16 protein-coding genes and 1 tRNA gene are annotated in these 18,325 nt (G+C 46.6%); 16 read left to right on the forward strand and 1 reads right to left on the reverse strand.

The features are described 5' to 3' along the window. The first annotated feature begins 4 nt into the window (after nt 1-4). From ABDW33_RS17020 to nifJ, 4 genes are all read left to right on the forward strand, one after another. Nucleotides 5-1,114, forward strand: coding sequence for a FecR domain-containing protein (locus ABDW33_RS17020; protein ID WP_343691282.1), 1,110 nt, complete (start codon nt 5-7; stop codon nt 1,112-1,114). Nucleotides 1,115-1,363: 249 nt separating this feature from the next. After that, complete coding sequence (locus ABDW33_RS17025; protein WP_343691283.1) at nt 1,364-2,284, forward strand: hypothetical protein; 921 nt, start codon at nt 1,364-1,366, stop codon at nt 2,282-2,284. 361 nt (nt 2,285-2,645) lie between these two features. Continuing rightward, nucleotides 2,646-4,268 (forward strand): NAD(P)-binding protein, encoded by a 1,623-nt coding sequence (locus ABDW33_RS17030; protein WP_343691284.1) that lies wholly within the window; start codon nt 2,646-2,648, stop codon nt 4,266-4,268. Between the two features lie 13 nt (nt 4,269-4,281). Beyond that, entirely contained in the window at nt 4,282-7,863 is a 3,582-nt protein-coding gene (nifJ, locus tag ABDW33_RS17035; protein WP_343691285.1) for a pyruvate:ferredoxin (flavodoxin) oxidoreductase, read from the forward strand. 27 nt (nt 7,864-7,890) lie between these two features. Here the strand turns inward: nifJ and ABDW33_RS17040 are convergent, their stop codons facing one another. Then, the gene (locus tag ABDW33_RS17040) at nt 7,891-8,385 is read right to left on the reverse strand and encodes a GNAT family N-acetyltransferase (protein ID WP_343691286.1); all 495 of its coding nucleotides are present in this window, start codon (nt 8,383-8,385) and stop codon (nt 7,891-7,893) included. A gap of 802 nt (nt 8,386-9,187) precedes the next feature. Here ABDW33_RS17040 and ABDW33_RS17045 point away from each other — a divergent pair. The 12 genes from ABDW33_RS17045 to ABDW33_RS17100 all read left to right on the forward strand — a co-directional run bounded on the left by ABDW33_RS17045 (nt 9,188) and on the right by ABDW33_RS17100 (nt 18,297). Beyond that, a complete protein-coding gene (locus ABDW33_RS17045; RefSeq protein WP_343691287.1) occupies nt 9,188-9,637 on the forward strand; it encodes a hemerythrin domain-containing protein in 450 nt (149 codons plus the stop codon). Then, entirely contained in the window at nt 9,634-10,434 is an 801-nt protein-coding gene (locus ABDW33_RS17050) for a DUF2249 domain-containing protein (RefSeq protein WP_343691288.1), read from the forward strand. The genes ABDW33_RS17045 and ABDW33_RS17050 overlap by 4 nt, the downstream gene beginning before the upstream one ends. Further along, nucleotides 10,434-11,705, forward strand: a complete 1,272-nt coding sequence (locus ABDW33_RS17055) for a cytochrome C oxidase subunit I (protein ID WP_343691289.1) — start codon at nt 10,434-10,436, stop codon at nt 11,703-11,705. The genes ABDW33_RS17050 and ABDW33_RS17055 overlap by 1 nt, the downstream gene beginning before the upstream one ends. After that, complete coding sequence (locus ABDW33_RS17060; protein WP_343691290.1) at nt 11,702-12,016, forward strand: metal-sulfur cluster assembly factor; 315 nt, start codon at nt 11,702-11,704, stop codon at nt 12,014-12,016. Before ABDW33_RS17055 ends, ABDW33_RS17060 begins: the two co-directional genes overlap by 4 nt. Nucleotides 12,017-12,020: 4 nt before the next feature. Then, entirely contained in the window at nt 12,021-12,461 is a 441-nt protein-coding gene (locus ABDW33_RS17065; protein ID WP_343691291.1) for an Rrf2 family transcriptional regulator, read from the forward strand. Between the two features lie 76 nt (nt 12,462-12,537). Then, nucleotides 12,538-13,176 carry a hypothetical protein gene (locus tag ABDW33_RS17070; RefSeq protein WP_343691292.1) on the forward strand — a complete coding sequence of 213 codons (639 nt, stop codon included), beginning with the start codon at nt 12,538-12,540 and terminating at the stop codon, nt 13,174-13,176. Between the two features lie 226 nt (nt 13,177-13,402). Then, nucleotides 13,403-14,704, forward strand: coding sequence for a hypothetical protein (locus ABDW33_RS17075; RefSeq protein WP_343691293.1), 1,302 nt, complete (start codon nt 13,403-13,405; stop codon nt 14,702-14,704). A gap of 329 nt (nt 14,705-15,033) precedes the next feature. Further along, a complete protein-coding gene (locus tag ABDW33_RS17080; RefSeq protein WP_343691294.1) occupies nt 15,034-15,867 on the forward strand; it encodes a type II CAAX endopeptidase family protein in 834 nt (277 codons plus the stop codon). A gap of 11 nt (nt 15,868-15,878) precedes the next feature. Beyond that, on the forward strand, nt 15,879-16,241 hold the full coding sequence (locus ABDW33_RS17085; protein ID WP_343691295.1) for a nuclear transport factor 2 family protein: 363 nt from the start codon (nt 15,879-15,881) through the stop codon (nt 16,239-16,241). 174 nt (nt 16,242-16,415) lie between these two features. After that, nucleotides 16,416-16,772 (forward strand): YciI family protein, encoded by a 357-nt coding sequence (locus tag ABDW33_RS17090; RefSeq protein WP_343691296.1) that lies wholly within the window; start codon nt 16,416-16,418, stop codon nt 16,770-16,772. Nucleotides 16,773-16,889: 117 nt separating this feature from the next. Further along, nucleotides 16,890-18,152 carry a DUF6596 domain-containing protein gene (locus ABDW33_RS17095; RefSeq protein ID WP_343691297.1) on the forward strand — a complete coding sequence of 421 codons (1,263 nt, stop codon included), beginning with the start codon at nt 16,890-16,892 and terminating at the stop codon, nt 18,150-18,152. Between the two features lie 71 nt (nt 18,153-18,223). Further along, nucleotides 18,224-18,297: transfer RNA gene (locus ABDW33_RS17100), tRNA-Pro, on the forward strand. Nucleotides 18,298-18,325 lie beyond the last annotated feature (28 nt).

The raw sequence follows: 18,325 nt of genomic DNA on the forward strand, positions 1-18,325 counted from the left end.
AAAAATGATACCACAAATAGAACAATTAATGTTGGAGAAGCTGTCAGGATGTATTTCGGAGGAAGATGATGTGCATTTGAACCTGGTAATGGAACAACATCCTGAATTAAAAACAGTATTTGAGGAGTTGGAGCAAAGAATGAAAGAGCCAGTTGCGCAGCAATACCTGGTTCATCTGGATGAAGAGGCATTGTGGCGGCAACATAAACATAAGTTTACCAAACGAAGTTCCGGCAGGTGGATGTATGCGGCGGCGGCCAGCGTATTATTGTTAGCGGGGAGTAGCATTTATTTCCTGCAGAAGCCGGCGCGGATTGCCCAGGCTACCGTACCGACGGGCATTGTCCTTCAGTTGGCCAACGGGCAGCAGATTGATTTATCAGATACGACAAAAGCAGGTGTGCTGAAAGTAGGTACGACCGAGATCCATTTGTCGTCTAAAAGTGCGAAATACGATGCCGCAAATGCTAGTGCAGATATGGCGATAAATGTATTGCGTGTACCAGCGGGTAAAGATTATAAACTGGAGCTGGCGGATGGTACCGAGGTATGGATGAATGCAAAATCTGAAATCCGCTTCCCGATGACATTCAATGGAAAGACGAGAGAGGTAACGGTAAGTGGCGAAGCTTACTTTTCAATAAAGCAGGATCCTTCACATCCGTTTATTGTTCATGCAGGAGACGTATCGGTGGATGTACTGGGCACGGCGTTCAACGTAAACACCTACACCAGCGCAAGTCCCAGAGTTGCACTTGCTTCGGGCAGAGTGGCACTCAAAAGCAATAACAGTGAACAGGTGGTACAGCTGTCTCCCGGGTACGAAGCAGTATACAACCAGCAGACTTTTAGTGTGGATGCTTTTGACAGGCGCAATACCCTGGGTTGGATGGAAGGAAAATATTACTTTAGAAATGCGACACTCAAAGATATAGGAGAGGTCATCAACAGATGGTTTGATATCGAGGTGGTATTCGAGAACAAGTCAGCCGAACGTGTAGACATTACTGGTATCCTCACCAAGCAGGAGGGAGTTGCGGACTTTTTAGATAACCTGCAAAAAACAACGGGCGTCAGGTACGAGTTGAAAGCTGGCATGCTGCGCTTTCTTTAAAGGTTGTTTGCAGGCGCCGGCTTAACAATTATAGACTTTTTATTTTACAGTAGCCCACTTACTTTTTCGGCGTCATGGCGAGCCGGAATGAGCGTTGAGTGAGAGATCACATAACGATAAATTAATTTTTTATTTAGTGATATTGTTCTACCTTGGATGTAGACACAATTATCCTTTAACCCTCAAAATTGACGTTGAAACCCTAACCCTTAACGACTCCATTATTCATTCATCAATTTAAATATTGTTATGAAAACAATTATTCTGCACCTGTCTGCAGTGGTGTTCCTATTTGCATCATGCGCAAAAGAGAATGTGCAACCTGCTGCCACAAATACAACAAAATCTGACATTAAAGTTGCCTATCTGGGTGTTGACCAGATCCCTAATGAAATAGTTCCCTTGCTGTATAAGGACCTTGTAAAAGACAAATTATTCGATCAGGCAGACCAGCTGAGTAAGGAGTATTATGCTACCTTATCTGCCAGGAAAGACGGTAACAAAGACCTGCTGAAAGGTATCCGTTCCGAAACTGCCAGAACCGCTGATATTGCGGCTGCCAATCTGCCTACCCATGGTGTAACCGGCGTAGGTGTGGTATTGAATGGCAACTGGTACCAGACCAATGGAACTACATCTGCCAATCTGCAGAACATTGGCTGGACGGATTATAACTTTAATATTATGAACAGTACAGCACCTGACGCTTTTAATAATGCAGTTCCTGCCGCCACCCAGATTATGGGAACCACCGGTCAGTCCAGGAGACTGGAGGCTTTTAAATTGCCTTACATCCAGTTTGGTGCTGCAGATGATCTGGGTACCACTTACTTTACAGGCTCCTTTGGGTTTACCTACAAGGGGCATGTAGAAAATATCGGCTGGCAGAATTATGTGACCTCTCCCGGAGGCGTAGCAGGTACTGTGGGGCAGTCTAAAAGATTAGAAGGTATTCAGATCTATGGCCCCCGCTACGTAGATCCTAACTTTACCCTGACATTTAATGATCCGGCTCCTTCTACGCAGGCAAGACCATATATCTACTACAGGGTACACCAGGATAGTTTTGGTTGGGAATCCTGGGTGAGTGAAAATGATGTAGCAGGTATTACAGGTCAGTCCAAAAGGATCGAAGCGATCCAGATCAGGGCTTATCTGATCAAGATCTGATAGCAGCGTTTTGGGGTTAAAATATTTGTGAACAGGTAGTCTTGCTGATACAGGGCTACCTGTTTTTTTATGCACAGGGGTGGACCCGCTATTTCCGGCCGGCAGTTATTGGGCTCAAATTGGTCTTGTCAGCAGTATATTAGTTAGTGAATGTAGTTATTACTCCTGTGGGTCGACACCTTGCTATTATACTTCTGGCGGAAGCCTGTTGTTTTCGTTCTCTGAAAATGTGCTGGCGCAAAAGAAAAAAGTAGCTCCCGGTTAAAAGTAATATACGTGGGAGTGCCTGTTGATTATTATCACCATTCGGCATGATCAAAAGCACATTTTATCCTTTACGGGGATAATACCTTCACATATTATGAAAACAAATCAGGATATTACTTTATCGCCTGATCTGCAAAGCCACAGTGCCGGCACCGGACCTACAAGGACACAACACCCTGTGTATGCCAACCTGTTGCCGCCCTGCAACCAAACCTGCCCCGCAGGTGAAAACATTCAAGGATGGCTCTCGCTGGCTCAGGCCGGCCATTATGAAGCCGCCTGGCGCACGATCATGGAAGACAATCCATTTCCTGCCGTCATGGGCAGGGTATGCTATCACACCTGCGAAGTACAATGTAATCGCGCGCAAATTGACAGTGCTGTCAATATCCACGCTGTAGAAAGATTTCTCGGAGATGAAGCCCTTCAACAAGGTTGGACGATCGATACTGCACCGCCTACAGGGAAACGTGTGTTAATTGTGGGTGCAGGACCTGCCGGTCTCTCAGCAGCCTATCACCTGGCGCGAAAAGGACATGCAGTAGAAATACACGAAGCAGGCCCTATAGCCGGTGGTATGATGCACTTTGGGATCCCCGCGTATCGCCTGCCCCGGCATGAACTGGATCAGGAAGTAGCCCGCATCTGTAACATGGGTGTGACTGTCAGGTATCACCATAAAGTCGAAAACCTGCTGCTCGAAAAAGAGCAGGGTAAATTTGATGCCGTCTTTCTTGCAATCGGTTCCAACCTTTCTAAAAAAGTAGACCTCCCCACCAAAGATGCCTTTAAAATGATGGATGCTCTTGCTTTTTTAAAGCAGGTTGAAGATGGTACCGTGCCTAAACTTGGTCGCCGCGTGGCCATCTATGGCGGTGGTAATACTGCTATGGATGCCGCACGCACTGCCAAACGACTGGGTGTAGAAGATACCATGATCATCTATCGTCGTGACAGGGCCAATATGAGTGCCCATGATTTTGAAGCACAGGAAGCACTGGAAGAAGGTGTTAATATACACTGGTTGCGGTCTATAAAATCAGTGGAAGGCATGGCCATGACTGTGGAAGTAATGGAGCTGAAAGACGGCAAACCTTATCCCACCGGTCGTTTTGAAACACTGGAAGCAGATTGCCTGATCATGGCATTAGGCCAGGAAGCAGACACCGGTTTCCTGAAAAATATTCCCGGCATCACCTTCACCCCGGATGATAATGTATGTGTAGACAGCAGTATGATGACTGGCTACGCAGGCATCTTTGCGGGTGGTGACATGGTGCCTGGTGAAAGAAATGTGACCACTGCTATAGGTCATGGCAAGAAAACTGCCCGTTATATAGATGCTTACCTGAATGATCAAATGTATGTACCTGCAGCGAAACCCCCGGTAATAGGATACGAAAAACTGCATCGCTGGTATCGTACGTATGCGCCGCAGGAAACGGAGGCATTACGCCCTGCCGCAGAGCGCATCAGTGGATTCGACGAAGTAAGATACGGCCTGCAGGAAAAAGAAGTACTGTTTGAAGCCCGAAGATGTCTATCCTGTGGTAATTGCTTTGAATGCGACGGTTGCTTTGGCGCCTGTCCGCAAAAGGCCATCACCAAATTAGGCCCCGGCAATGGCTATTCCTTCAATTATGATATCTGCACCGGTTGCGCAGTATGTAGTGAGCAGTGTTCCTGCCACGCTATTGAAATGGTGCCCGAACGGTAAATCAACCACTACTATGACACAAGAGATAACACCTGTTATAGCGACGCTGGACGGCAATGAAGCCGTGGCTTACATCGCCTACCGCGTTAATGAAGTCTGCGCAATTTATCCCATCACACCTTCCTCCACCATGTCAGAACTGGCCGATGAATGGGCTGCACAGGGATTGAAAAATATCTGGGGACAGGTGCCGGATGTAATAGAGATGCAAAGTGAAGGTGGTGCCGCAGGTGTGGTACACGGCGCTTTGCAGTCAGGCGCACTGACTACTACTTTTACAGCATCACAGGGTTTGATGCTGATGTTACCGAATATGTACAAGATAGCGGGTGAACTGACCTGTGCCGTATTCCATGTGGCCGCCAGGTCACTGGCTGCACAGGCGCTCTCTATCTTTGGTGATCACAGCGACGTGATGGCCGCCCGTACCACCGGCTTTGCCATGCTCTCTTCTGCTTCTGTACAGGAAGCACATGATATGGCCCTGATTAGCCAGGCCGCCACACTCAAAGCACGTATTCCTTTCATGCACTTTTTCGACGGGTTCCGCACTTCGCATGAAATAAATAAGATCAGGCTGATCCCCGATGAGCAGATCAGGTGTATGATCAATGATACACTCGTAAACGAACACCGTTACAGGAGTCTGAACCCAGATCGTCCGTTTATCAGGGGGACGGCCCAAAACCCGGATGTATATTTCCAGGGCAGGGAAACAGTGAACCCGTTTTATGCAGCAGCACCGGGTATTGTGGAAGAGGCAATGCAGCAGTTCGGGCAATTAACCGGCCGTCACTACCAGCTGTTTGAATATTATGGTCATGACGAAGCTGAACGGGTAGCTGTGGTAATGGGCTCCGGTGGCGAGGTGCTGAAAGAAACAGTGAGGGTATTGCTGGAAGCGGGAGAGAAAGTAGGCGTGATACTGGTGAGATTATTCCGCCCCTTCTCTGCTGAACATCTATTGGCAGCACTGCCGGCTACTGTTGAAAAAATAGTCGTGCTGGATCGTACCAAGGAACCCGGTGCAGCAGGTGAACCTTTGTACCAGGATGTTGTAACTTACCTGTGCCAGGCTTATTCAGCAGGTCGTCTCGACAAACTGCCCCGCATTATCGGAGGCAGGTATGGCTTATCTTCCAAAGAATTTACGCCGGCAATGGCAAAGGCTGTACTGGATGAACTGAAGCAACCAACGCCTAAACACGGCTTTACTATCGGGATTTACGACGACGTTACACATACCAGTTTAACGTACGACCCCTCCTTTCACCTGGAACCAACCGACAGGGTATGTGCGTTATTTTATGGATTAGGTGCAGATGGTACCGTGGGTGCGAACAAGAATAGTATCAAGATCATTGGTGAAGAAACGGATTTGTATGCACAGGGGTATTTTGTGTACGACTCCCGTAAGTCAGGTACACAAACTGTTTCACACTTAAGATTTGGGAAGGACCCTATCCTGGCCCCCTGGCTGGTAGACAAAGCAGACTTCATTGCCTGTCATAAATACAATTTTGTCAGTAAGACCGATATGTTGCAGTGCGCAAGACCCGGTGCTACATTCCTGTTGAATAGCCCGCATCCGGCGCATGAAGTATGGGATCATCTGCCACGGCACGTACAGGAACAGCTGATTGAAAAACAGATGAAACTGTATGTGATCGATGCAACTAAAGTGGCAATGGCGGCTGGTATGGGACAGCGCATCAATACAATTATGCAGACCTGCTTTTTTGCCTTATCCAATGTATTGCCGGCAGACAGAGCGATTGAACTGATCAAGAAATTCATTTATAAATCATATAAATCTAAAGGGGACGCCATCGTACAGAAAAACTACCGCGCGGTAGATGATACGCTGGCACACCTGGTACGTGTAGAACTACCCGCCAGTGCAACCAGTACCTTGCCCATGGACGCCGGCGTTCCCGCAGAGGCACCTGCTTTTGTACAGGATGTAACTGCTATGCTGCTGGACGGAAAGGGAGACCTGATACCGGTGAGCAAAATGCCGGTAGATGGCACCTATCCAAGTGGTACGACTAAGTGGGAGAAGCGGAATATTGCGGATGAGGTACCTGTGTGGGAGGCAGACAGCTGCATACAGTGTGGTAACTGTAGCTTTGTTTGTCCGCATAGTGTGATCCGATCAAAATTCTATCACGAAAGTTACCTGGAGAAAGCGCCGGAAGGATTTCCTTCAGCACCGATCAATGCCCGTGGTTTTCCTGAAACACGGTATACCCTGCAGGTGTACCTGGAGGATTGTACCGGGTGTAAATTGTGTGTACAGGCCTGTCCTGCTGCGGATATCAAAGATCCCGGGCGTAAGGCCATCAACATGGCACCCAAGCCTTCACTGGTAGCCGGACGGGAGCAGATCCGTTTCTTTGAAAGCATGCCGGTGAACAACCGGGCAGAATTGGATTTCTCCACCGTGAGAGGGGCACAGTTCCTGGAACCTTTGTTCGAGTTTTCCGGTGCGTGCGCTGGTTGTGGAGAAACGCCTTATGTGAAATTGCTCACGCAGTTATTCGGTGATCGGTTGCTGGTGGCAAATGCAACGGGTTGTTCTTCTATTTATGGAGGTAACCTGCCTACTACACCCTGGTCTGTGAATAAGGACAACAGGGGACCTGCGTGGTCCAACTCCCTGTTTGAAGATAACGCGGAATTCGGATTGGGTATGCGTGTTGCCGCTGATAAACAACTGGCCATTGCACAGGCATTGCTGACATCCATACAACCTGCATTACATGATGATGCGCTGGTGGAAAATATACTGAATGCGCCTCAGCAATTAGAATCACAAATTGCCAGCCAGCGGGAGCGGGTAGGGGTATTGAAAGATAAGTTGCAGGCAATGCGGGGCAATATGCTGGCCGCACAATTGCTGGCAGTCGCAGATCACCTGGTGAAGAGAAGTGTGTGGTTGTTGGGTGGCGATGGATGGGCATATGATATTGGCTCTGCAGGCCTTGATCACGTATTGTCTACAGGTCGTAATGTAAATGTACTGGTGCTGGATACAGAGGTGTATTCCAATACGGGCGGACAGATGTCGAAAGCGACGCCAACGGCAGCTATCGCCAAATTTGCAGCGGCGGGTAAGAAGGTAGGTAAAAAGGACCTGGCGATGCAGGCGATCTCTTATGGTAATGTGTATGTAGCACAGGTGGCAATGGGAGCCAATCCACAGCAGACATTACTGGCATTGAGAGAGGCGGAAGCTTACAAGGGGCCATCACTGATCCTGGCATATAGCCACTGTATTGCGCATGGTATAGATATGGAGAAGGGGTTGACGCAGCAGCAGCTGGCGGTGTCCAGTGGTTACTGGCCATTGGTCAGGTATAACCCGGCATTAAGAGAGGCGGGTAAGAATCCTTTTGTATTGGATTCTCCAAGACCGGTAGTGAAATTTGCGGATTATGCTTATAATGAAACGAGGTATAAGGCATTGGCAGCGGCAAACCCGGCAGAGGCGAAGCGCTTGATGGGATTGGCGCAGGAACTGGTAGATCTGAGGTATAAGAGTTATGAGAATATGGCGACGTGGAAGGCGGAGGAGTTTACGCCGGTAGCGTAGCGATAAGATAGTATGAAAAGGGGGCTTTCAGGTTGCTGGAAGCTCCTTTTTTTCTTCATCCAATTTGTAAATATATTCTTCAATCTCCGCCTGTCGTGCATTGGCAAAGCCCCTGTCCGTACCAATTTTAACAAACCCACATTTCTCCAATACCCTTTGCGAACCGGTATTGTCAAATGCAGTTCTGCCAAAAACAGGCCTGGTTTTTTCGATTGTTAAAAGCTGCGTCAGTGCTTTTGTTGCAATACCCTGTCCCCAGAAAGCCTTATCGATCCAATAGGTGATCTCCGCATCACCGTGCATCACAAATTTGGCAATACTGCCCACAATTACATCATCCACGATGATCGTACACATATTGATAGTCGGGTCATCGAGAAAGTTAGCGTATTTCCGGATATAAGCATCTTTGTCATGTGGATCTTTTGGCGTAAAAGCCGCTAAAAAACAGGCTTCATTATCCAGCTGAAAAGTAAAGAAATAGTCGAGGTCGGAAAGGACTGTTTTACGCAATTGTATCATCGTATGAATGTACGTTAAAATTTATTGTTCGAAACAGGCAACTGTTCAAAGAATGACAGCATATCATTTGCGCTGCAACTTCCCGCATTTACAGGTAGAAAAAGCCGGTACCAGGTTGGCATCAACTCCCCGGGAGATACATCTGAACGATAGGTTGAATGTACCACTAACCCGACACCAGATGAGTACTAGTACATCACCAAAAGGGCACTTGTATATCGATTGGATATTGAGGTGCTCTTTTGGTGTACTTATGGTAGACTTTTGATGTACTGATGGATGTACAGTTAAGCTACATTATACCTGCTTGAAAATGGATGCGATCAGTTCTGTAAGTGGCTGTGTTATTTTTTTGAATACATGGCCTTACAAGAATACTTACCGGTGACTAACCCGGATCAGATTCATCATTGACCATCGTCATAAGGGCAATAAAAGTATAGCAGTACTTTTATGCCATTACATCGTGCGATTATGAAAAAGATACCGCTTGTTTACTCCTGCACCGGTGGCTCAGTTGCAGCACAAATGGCCAACGACCCTGCCATGTCAGACGGACCTGGAATTGCTGAGATGTTGTGGGTGGAAGAATAAAGAAGCTGGGAAGGACAGCACGCTCCGGCAGGCCAATCATTGCCATAGACGGGTGTCCGCTGGTATGTACGAAAGCCTGCATTGAGATTCATTCTTTACAGGCAGATCTCGCGATGGATCTATCCCGGTCAGGGAGCTAAAAGACAACAGGAAGATTTTGACAGAGAACAGGCGAATATAATATTGGAGGATTTAAAACGGGCGATTCATGGAACATCCGAAACCTATTAAAAGAAGCCAGGCATTTGTGCAGCTTTCCAAAGACCATCACCTGGGTTTACTGCTGGTGTGGAGAGTCAGGCAGGACCTCATGAAGGGGACTAATGGAAAGGAGATCAGCAGTTATGTTATTGATTTTTTTAACAATGACCTGAAGCAACATTTCAAAGAGGAAGAAGACTATCTGTTCAGCAAACTACCAGCTACAGATCTGTTACGAGAGCAGGCAGAAGGCGAGCACAGAGCGATCTGTAACCTGGTTGCATCGATTCGTCGCAACAACGCTGATACGGCTTTATTACGCCAGTTTGGCGACCTGTTGGAAGCACATATCCGTTTCGAGGAAAGAACGCTTTTTAATCATCTGCAGGAGCAAATGAGCCCGGAGGAACAGGCGCAGTTATTATTACACACCACCAGCAGAAATAACAGAACATGATCATTCATCAGCATACAAAGATTGCTGCCATATTAAAGCATAACCCGGCTTCCCTGGAAGCGATTGTAAGCATCTCACCTCAATTTGAGAAATTGCGCAATCCTGTGTTAAGGAAATTGCTGGCAGGCAGGGCGACCCTTGCTATGGCCAGTAAGATAGGAGGCTGTAGTATGGAAGATTTTTATACCAGACTAGCGCCATTAGGATTCACGAAAGGTGCTGAAACAACTGCGGCTGAAACTAAAGAATTACAGGAATTACCTGCCCTGATAAAATCTCTGAGCGATGAACAACTGGTTGTGCTGGATGTGCGTCCTGTCATCGCAGCTGGTGAAGATCCCCTGAGTCTGATCCTGCAGAAGATAAAGACTTTACAAAGCGGGCAGGTATTGAAGATAGTGAATACATTTGAGCCCACGCCGTTAATGTTGTTGTTGAAGAAACAAGGGTTTGGTGCTTATGCTGTGCAGTTGGATGATCAACTGGTGGAGACATGGTTTTATCGGTTGGCAGATACTGTAGTAACAAACCAGCGGGTGCAGACAGGGAGTTGGGATGAAATGCTTGCAAGATACAAAGATAACCTGCAGACCATTGATGTACGTGGATTAGAAATGCCATTACCGATGCATACGATCCTGGCGGCGCTGGATGATTTGCCGGAGGGAAAGGCATTGTTCGTATATCATAAGCGGATACCGGTATTCCTGTTGCCCGAACTCGCCCTGCGGCACTTAGATTACCGGGTAAAGGAAGTAGCAAATGATGAGGTACACCTTTTAATTTTAAGGAACTAATGAATAATGTCATGTACACGACGACCCACAGGGCGGTAGTGCCATTTTATGTGTATGCCGGGTTGGCTTTTCTGGTAGCTACAGTCCTGTTGTTCAGTGGAGCGGGTGAATTTTCAGGGCATTATTTTCAGCCGCATATCTTAGCCATCACGCATACAATGGCGTTGGGATGGGGGACCATGATCATATTAGGTGCAGGACACCAGTTAATACCGGTACTGATCGAAGGGGAACTGTATAGTATAAAACTGGCTTATATCTCCTACCTGTTCACCGCAGTTGGTATAGCGCTGTTGGTATGGGCGTTCTATATATTTGATATGGGATGGCCGGCGATATATGCGGCCTTGTTGATCAATGCGGGGGTGATTGTTTTTTTTGTGAATGTATTGATGAGCATCGTCAAAAGTAAGCGGGAGAATATCCAGGCAGTCTTTATGCTCACAGCTGCGGGATGGTTGTTGTTTACAACGATAGCAGGCGGTCTGCTGATTTGTAATTTCACAGAGAACCTGTTGCCGGAAGGGTCCTTACATTACCTTTCCCTGCATGCACATATAGGGATAGTAGGATGGTTCCTGTTATTGGTGATAGGAGTGGGTTCCCGGCTAATCCCGATGTTCCTGATCGCTAAGTACGAGCACCCCGGGCTCCTGTGGAGTATTTATGGATTGATCAATGGAGGGCTGATCGTGTTCATCTTTATATTTCTTAACACCGTGTGGCCGGTGCTCTATGGTATACCCCTGATCTGTATTGCCTCTGCTATCGTGCTGTTTGGTATTTATTGCCGCCAGGCATACCGGGTCAGGATCCGCAGACAGCTGGATGACGAAATGAAGCTGTCACTGCTGGCTGTGGTGATGATGGTATTGCCGCTACTGTTTTTGATTGGGCTGATCATCACGCTCCTTTCATTGTCGGCAGACGTAAAGATGGTACTTGCGTACGGCTTCACTATCTTCTTCGGGTGGCTGACTGCCATTATTCTCGGGATGACATTTAAGACATTGCCGTTCATTATCTGGAACAAAGTATATCATGCAAGGGCGGGCACAGGGGGGACGCCCAGTCCAAAGGAATTGTTCAGTGGTAAAGTTTTTCATTTTATGGCGATCTGTTTCATCATTGGATTTATCGGCTTTGCAGGTGGTATTGTGGCCACAAATGGTATGGCAACCAGGATCGGCGCATTGTTATTACTTGGGTGTGCGGTGCTGTATAATGTAAATGTATTCAAGTTACTACTTCATAAAGATGTGATGTTATGATCGTGCTAACGGAAATAGCTGTGGAAGCGCTTGCAGCGTTGCGATGGGTATTTGATCCGGAGACAGGCCTGAATGTGGTGGATATGGGGTTGATCTATGAACTGTGTGCAGATGAAGCAACAAAGAAGATGGATGTATTGATGACATTGAGTACACCGCATTGTCCGATGGGGCAGTCTATCGTAGACAGTGTAAAAGGTAGGTTAGCGATGTCTTATCCGGATTATGAGATAGTGATAAAGGTCACCTTCGAGCCTGCATGGAGTGTAGAGATGATTTCAGCAGCAGGACAGGAAATTTTAAAAAGGTAATCTCATGCTTAGCCTTACATGTAAGACAGCGATAAGAGCGGTGATTTACCTGTGTGCGGTACATCGGAGCGCGGAAAATGCAGGGGTTAAGGAGATAGCCGCATCTATAGCCGCCAGTGAACATACGGTGGGCAAGTTACTGCAGGTATTGGTAAAGCAGGGCGTGATCAGGAGTATGAAAGGGCCGGCTGGTGGTTTTAACATATCAGCAGCACAGATGCAGCAACCGGTCATGAAGATTGTGGAAGCGATAGACGGAGAGCAGGTGTTTACGTCCTGCGGGCTGGGATTAAGTAAGTGTTCTGCTACGCGACCCTGCCCTATACATCACGAGTATATGAAGGCAAGGGGGCTGATAGCGGAATTGTTCAATAATAAGCGGATTGCGGATTTGTGTGATCCGGTGAATAGTGGGGTGGCATATTTGATTGGCGAAAGCGAATAAAATATTAGATTTGTCTAATCTTCTATAACAGTAGCATTCGGGACATCAAAATAGTAATCAAACAACACTACAACGGGTGGAATTAATTAACACAATTGAGATCAATCCTTACGATTTCATGGATTCGGATGACCCGGAGCTTAATCACTTACCTGAGGATGGGATTGAATTCTGGCGGGCTTGTATCTCGCATCGTGGACTGGGCCGGTTAAAGCCGGTCAGCAGCGGGAGTTACCTGGTAGATGTGAATACTATCAATGATGCAGAACTGGCCGAGATCCTGAAGAATGAACTCGAAGACGTCGATTTAATGAAGTATGGTGAGCAGGTGGGCAGGATCAGTGGGGGTGTGGTATTATCGCTGGGCGACAAGATCTATATCTCACCTAACTGTTGCGGGGATATGGGAGATCTGGCGGGATGGGAGGCGATTACCAGGACAGCCACGGGCGAGTGGAAACAACTATGGATAGGGCATCCGTGGGTGTATTACAGGGTGCAGGGAGAGATGGTGGAGTTCTCAGATTATACGGAGCATGAACGCACTACAGGTCTTTCAATATTGGTGACTGTTTCAAGAAGTGAATTGGTGGCGGAACTGGCGCTGATCAGACTGGAACAGGATCAATTTGAAAAGCGGGTACAAAGGGTGTTGGAGAAAATGGAGATTACACATAGTGGAAAAATTGCAGCAATCATGATGGGTCATCATTGAATATTTTCTATTGTTTACGTTTTTAAATGAAGGTTGCCAGCTGGCTTGTTTTGAATTTTTATAGGAGATAAACAATTGAAAGTCAAAGCGAAGATGTTATTCCGACCCAGGCAGCATTTCAACAGACATAATAATTCCCCTATTTATTTAAAACTGGAACAAAAGTGGTTATTTTTGTCTTTTATTGAAAAATACCATCAGATTAATTGTACGTAAACAAGGACCCATGCGAACATTATTGAGACCTATCTATCTGCTGTTACTGCCATTAGCCAGTTTCGGACAGAAACCAGTATTACCCGGCAGTCCGGACATCAATACTTCCCGCCTTACACCTGGAAAGTCTCTCTTCACCATTTATTATGTGAATGGTACCACCTGGACGAATAAAGGAACTTATACAAATGAGATCTCTGTATCTGGCAATGAGATGCGATTCGTAGTTGACTACAAAGATGAAAAAGGCGAGTGGTATAGGAAAAGAACCTCGGTGGCAGATGCGAAAACGCTGAGCCCTATCAGTTACCAGTCAAAGGGGCTGAAGAATTCCATCGACCTGCAATTTGGAAACACCATTACGGGTACTTACCGTTATTTGAACGGTGGCGGGAAGGATAAGCAGGTTTTATTTAAGCCGGCTGAAAAATATGTTGATTTTAATGTGGCAGAATTCATGTTTACAACCTTGCCACTGGATGTAGGTTACAAGGCAAGTATCAGGGAGTTTTACTATACAGATCATCCAGATAGTATACTTTCAAATTACATTATCAAAGATGTAAAAAGCTATATACACCGATCGCCCAAAACGGGTAATCATGAAACCTGGTTAGTGAATGTACTGGAGGAATCCTCTGGTGCGGTGTATACTTATATCATAGACAAGAAAGATCATCGGCTCTGGCAGCGTGAAATGCCGGTAGGTGGTGGTACGACGGAAGTCTGCGTGAATGAAGAGCTGGACTACCAGCCGATAGCTGCAAAGTTCAATAAAGCGGAGGCATTAGCGAAGCTGGAAAAGGGGAATAGCGTGATAGTAGGCACTGCGTTTGCAAGAGATCATAGTAGCAGAAAGGGGATAGCGGTGGTCAACATCAATAAGGCACAATTTGCGCCCAAAGGAACGGTGGTGTCAATTATTCCTAATTCAGATTACCTTGAAGAGTGGAAGGCGGTGAATAAGAAATTGGCAAAGAAAAACAAGATACCGCAGGTGCCGATTGATCCTGATGTGGCGGCATGTATAAAGAAAACGACGGTGTATGATGACAGGGGGCATTTTGAGTTTACTAATTTAATGCCGGGAGAGTACATACTGATTACATCGTTTGGGTATACGCATCAGTATACTTATAGCTACTATGCGGGTACCTCTTACCTGATGCATCCGAGTGGCGCGGTATTGTCGTCTAATGATGTCTATAAATCTGCCAATGCGTCTACGGGGGCTACGGCGGAGATAGAAATGAAGGTAACGGTGAAGAAGGATGGAGACAAGGTGGATGTGAATCTGAAGGATGTGCGATGATATTGAATAATAATCATTAATTGAATTGGAGAGGCTGTATCATAAGTACGATACAGCCTTTTTTTATTCGTATCCCTGATGGCGTCGGGTATCCGTTTAAATAATTCTCAGCGCCTATTTTTACTTATGAGCCATCCTCGTTTTTTTATGTTTGAATCAGGGGATAAATTATCTTTTTTATCTAACAGGTGTCGCATCTACCCGGATAAACTATTTGGCAGGTATGAAGGTGTAAGCAAATAGTTAATTCAGGAAGGGGAATTTTGATTTTTTGCATTGGCAGGAAGGTTTTAAATTTATCGTAGTGTACGGCAATAAACCCTTGTCTGATGAAAATAAGTTCAGCCACCACAGCCCCTTTGATTGTTTATTTTACCCTTGCCTATAGCCTTAGCTGGATAATTTGGTTTCCATTATATAGCCCTGCTTTAGGTGTCAAGCAACTGCCTGTTCTACCTTTTCAGCATGGAATTGGCGGATTAGGTCCAATGATCGCTGCATTCATTACTACCTGGATCTTTGAAAAGCAGAAGGGTGTAAAGATATTACTGTGGCAGATGGTAAAAGTCAAACCATTGCTATATGTCCTGATAGCTTTGCTCAGTCCATTCCTGCTGGCAGTGATCGCGGCTGTCATGAACCGGGGCATCAACCATCGCCCCATTGAATTAGGGGGGCTCTTCCAGGCCCATGAATTTCCGGGGTTTAATTTTATCAGCTTCTTCGTGTATAATCTTTTCTTTTTTGGCTTCGGCGAAGAGGTGGGCTGGCGAGGGTTTGCTTTGCCAAGGTTGCAAGCCAGGTATAATGCTTTGTGGGCGAGCGTGATACTGACCCTCTTCTGGGCGGTCTGGCATTGGCCACTTTTCCTGTACCGGCCTGGTTTTACCCAGATGGGGGTCGCAGGTGCCCTGGGTTGGTTATTTAGTTTACTCACCGGTAGTATCTTACTGACATGGTTATATAATTCTTCCAAAGCAAGCATATTAATATGTGCCATTTTTCATTCTACGGTGGACATCGCTTTCCTGGCTGATTTTGCAGATCAGCAGATCATAAATTATATGGGGATGCTGATTACCATATGGGGGATTGGTACGATTGTCTTTTTCGGGTACCGGCATCTGTCGCGTGGAGCGCGCATTGCCAGGGAATACAGCTAAAATCATTAAATATGAATACAGACATTACAGAGAAGGTACAAAGCCTATTTGCCGGCGCGGATGAACGCGATTGGCAGAAAGTGGCCGCTACTATGCATGACACCGTCTTACTTGATTATTCATCCATGAATGGAAGTCCTGCCGAAGAACTGCGGCCGGCGCAAATAACAGGTATGTGGGCGGCTTTCTTAACTGGATTTGATAAAACCCACCATCAATTATCAGGTTTTTCGGTGGATGAACAGGCGGATAGGGCCACGGTTCATGTGCAGGGTGTGGCTTCTCATTGGATAGATAGCAGGTGCTGGATCGTGGAAGGAAGCTATGATGTGAAACTGGGCCTGTTTAATGATGAATGGAAGGTATGGCCATGAAGTTTAATTTTGAAAGACAGGGCGGCGATACTGGTTTGCCGTCCCTGGCGCTGGAACGTTTGAAAACAGTATGACCATTTTTAGTGGGGAATTGGTAGAGGGAAAATAAAATGAAAAAGATGTCCCCTCTATATTTTTTCGATCGTTATGACTATGAACCAAAAAATATAAATCATGAAAGAGTTTGTTTTGATCTTCAGAAACAGTGTACCTGAAGGCGATAAGCCGTCCCCCGAGCAGATGCAGCAATTACTTACAGACTGGATGAACTGGATGGGAGGAATTGCTGCGCAGGATAAACTGGCTGATAAAGGCCATCGCCTATCCATGTCAGAGGGCAAAACCGTAAAAGCTGGAGATGTGGTAACTGATGGGCCTTACACGGAGGTCAAGGAATTTATCAATGGTTTTATCATTGTCAGAACGGCTACGATCGAGGAGGCGGTGGCCATTGCCAGGGAGTGCCCGATACTCCATATCGGCGGACATGTAGAGGTGAGAAAAGTGGTGAGTCCGGACGATCAAAGTTAAGTACTTTACACCTACCCTAAAAGTGTGTGTCAGGAGTGGATTTTATGGACTGATGCGCAAAGCTTTTAAATACTCCTGAGACACCTTTTAGGGTAAAAACAAACTGTTCCCGACTTTATGTGCACGAGCAATAACCATATAGATGCTTTGATTCCGCACCTGTTCCGGCAGGAGTATGCCAAAATAACGGCGGTTCTAAGCCGGTATTTTGGATTGCAGCACATGGAGGCAGCGGAAGACATTGCGAGTGAAACCTTCTTAAAGGCTGCGGAGTACTGGGCTGTACATGGTGTGCCTGCGTCGCCGGCTGCATGGCTGTATACGGTGGCTAAAAATAAGGCCAGAGATTATCTAAAGCGACACCAGCTTTTTGAAACCAGTGTAAAGACGCAGATCAGAACAGAGGAGATAACGACGGCAGCAGTGTTTGAATTCAGTGAGGAGGTGATAGCGGATAGCCTGTTATCGATGTTGTTCGTGGTATGCGACCCGGTGAATACGCTTTCTACCCAGATATGCCTGGCATTGCAGATCCTTTGTGGATTTAGTGTAGAGGAAATTGCGGGCGCTTTTCTTTCCAATAGGGAGACGATAAAAAAACGGCTTCATAGGGGGAGGGTAAGTTTGCGGGCGCAAAATTTTCAGCTGAGGGCATTGGGCCGGAAAGAGGTGGATGAAAGACTGGATACTGTTTTAAAGACGATTTACCTGTTATTTAATGAAGGATATTTCTCGCAGAATGAAAAGGAGTTTATCCGGAAAGACTTGTGCGCAGAGGCGATGAGATTGGCTTTGTTACTGGTAGAGAACAGCCTGACGGATACGCCGGCGGCGAATGCGCTACTATCGCTGATCTGTTTTCAAAGTTCCCGGTTGAATGCCCGTATTAACAGCAGGGGGGAAGCGGTATTGTATGAAGACCAGGACAGGGAGTTATGGGATCAGTTCCTGATAGAGAAGGGCAACTATTATCTCCGCAGGGCGTTTACGGAAAAGGGGGTGTCTACTTACCATTTTGAAGCGGGTATTGCGTACTGGCATACCACTCCTGGGGAAGAGAAGTGGCCTTTTATACTGCAGTTGTACAACCAGCTGGTGATGTTGGAGTATTCTCCCGTGACGGCGATTAACCGGGCATTTGCGTTTGCGAAGGTGTATGGTAATGAGCGGGCGATAGGGGAACTGGAAAGGTTGCAGTTGACGGAGAATAGTTATTATCAGGGGTTGATGGGGTTTTTGCATAGTGAATTGGATGTGGAACGTGCGGTGGGGCATTATGAGGAGGCGTTGAGGCTGACGCGGTCAGTTGCGGAGAAGCGGGTGTTGGCGGAGAAGATAGCGGAATTGAAGGGGAGGGGAGTGATTTTTAAAAACTTATGAAGAAAATTTTATAAAAAGAAATTAAATATTACATTTGCATCCCGTCATTTAAAAGGTGGCGGACCCGGAAACGGGACGTAGCGCAGCCCGGTAGCGCGCTTGCATGGGGTGCAAGAGGTCGCTGGTTCGAATCCAGTCGTCCCGACATATTTAATATCAAAGGATATCAGGAG

It is taken from the genome of Chitinophaga sp. (assembly GCF_039596155.1).
GTDB lineage: Bacteria > Bacteroidota > Bacteroidia > Chitinophagales > Chitinophagaceae > Chitinophaga.

Excerpts from the sequence above, each read along its gene's own strand:
- ABDW33_RS17080 (WP_343691294.1), top strand. The coding sequence starts at position 15,034 with ATGAAAATAAGTTCAGCCACCACAGCCCCTTTGATTGTTTATTTTACC.
- ABDW33_RS17050 (WP_343691288.1), top strand. The coding sequence starts at position 9,634 with ATGATCATTCATCAGCATACAAAGATTGCTGCCATATTAAAGCATAAC.
- ABDW33_RS17020 (WP_343691282.1), top strand. The coding sequence starts at position 5 with ATGATACCACAAATAGAACAATTAATGTTGGAGAAGCTGTCAGGATGT.
- ABDW33_RS17025 (WP_343691283.1), top strand. The coding sequence starts at position 1,364 with ATGAAAACAATTATTCTGCACCTGTCTGCAGTGGTGTTCCTATTTGCA.
- ABDW33_RS17045 (WP_343691287.1), top strand. The coding sequence starts at position 9,188 with ATGGAACATCCGAAACCTATTAAAAGAAGCCAGGCATTTGTGCAGCTT.
- ABDW33_RS17090 (WP_343691296.1), top strand. The coding sequence starts at position 16,416 with ATGAAAGAGTTTGTTTTGATCTTCAGAAACAGTGTACCTGAAGGCGAT.
- ABDW33_RS17095 (WP_343691297.1), top strand. The coding sequence starts at position 16,890 with ATGTGCACGAGCAATAACCATATAGATGCTTTGATTCCGCACCTGTTC.
- ABDW33_RS17055 (WP_343691289.1), top strand. The coding sequence starts at position 10,434 with ATGAATAATGTCATGTACACGACGACCCACAGGGCGGTAGTGCCATTT.
- ABDW33_RS17065 (WP_343691291.1), top strand. The coding sequence starts at position 12,021 with ATGCTTAGCCTTACATGTAAGACAGCGATAAGAGCGGTGATTTACCTG.
- nifJ (WP_343691285.1), top strand. The coding sequence starts at position 4,282 with ATGACACAAGAGATAACACCTGTTATAGCGACGCTGGACGGCAATGAA.
- ABDW33_RS17040 (WP_343691286.1), bottom strand. The coding sequence starts at position 8,385 with ATGATACAATTGCGTAAAACAGTCCTTTCCGACCTCGACTATTTCTTT.
- ABDW33_RS17030 (WP_343691284.1), top strand. The coding sequence starts at position 2,646 with ATGAAAACAAATCAGGATATTACTTTATCGCCTGATCTGCAAAGCCAC.
- ABDW33_RS17060 (WP_343691290.1), top strand. The coding sequence starts at position 11,702 with ATGATCGTGCTAACGGAAATAGCTGTGGAAGCGCTTGCAGCGTTGCGA.
- ABDW33_RS17075 (WP_343691293.1), top strand. The coding sequence starts at position 13,403 with ATGCGAACATTATTGAGACCTATCTATCTGCTGTTACTGCCATTAGCC.
- ABDW33_RS17085 (WP_343691295.1), top strand. The coding sequence starts at position 15,879 with ATGAATACAGACATTACAGAGAAGGTACAAAGCCTATTTGCCGGCGCG.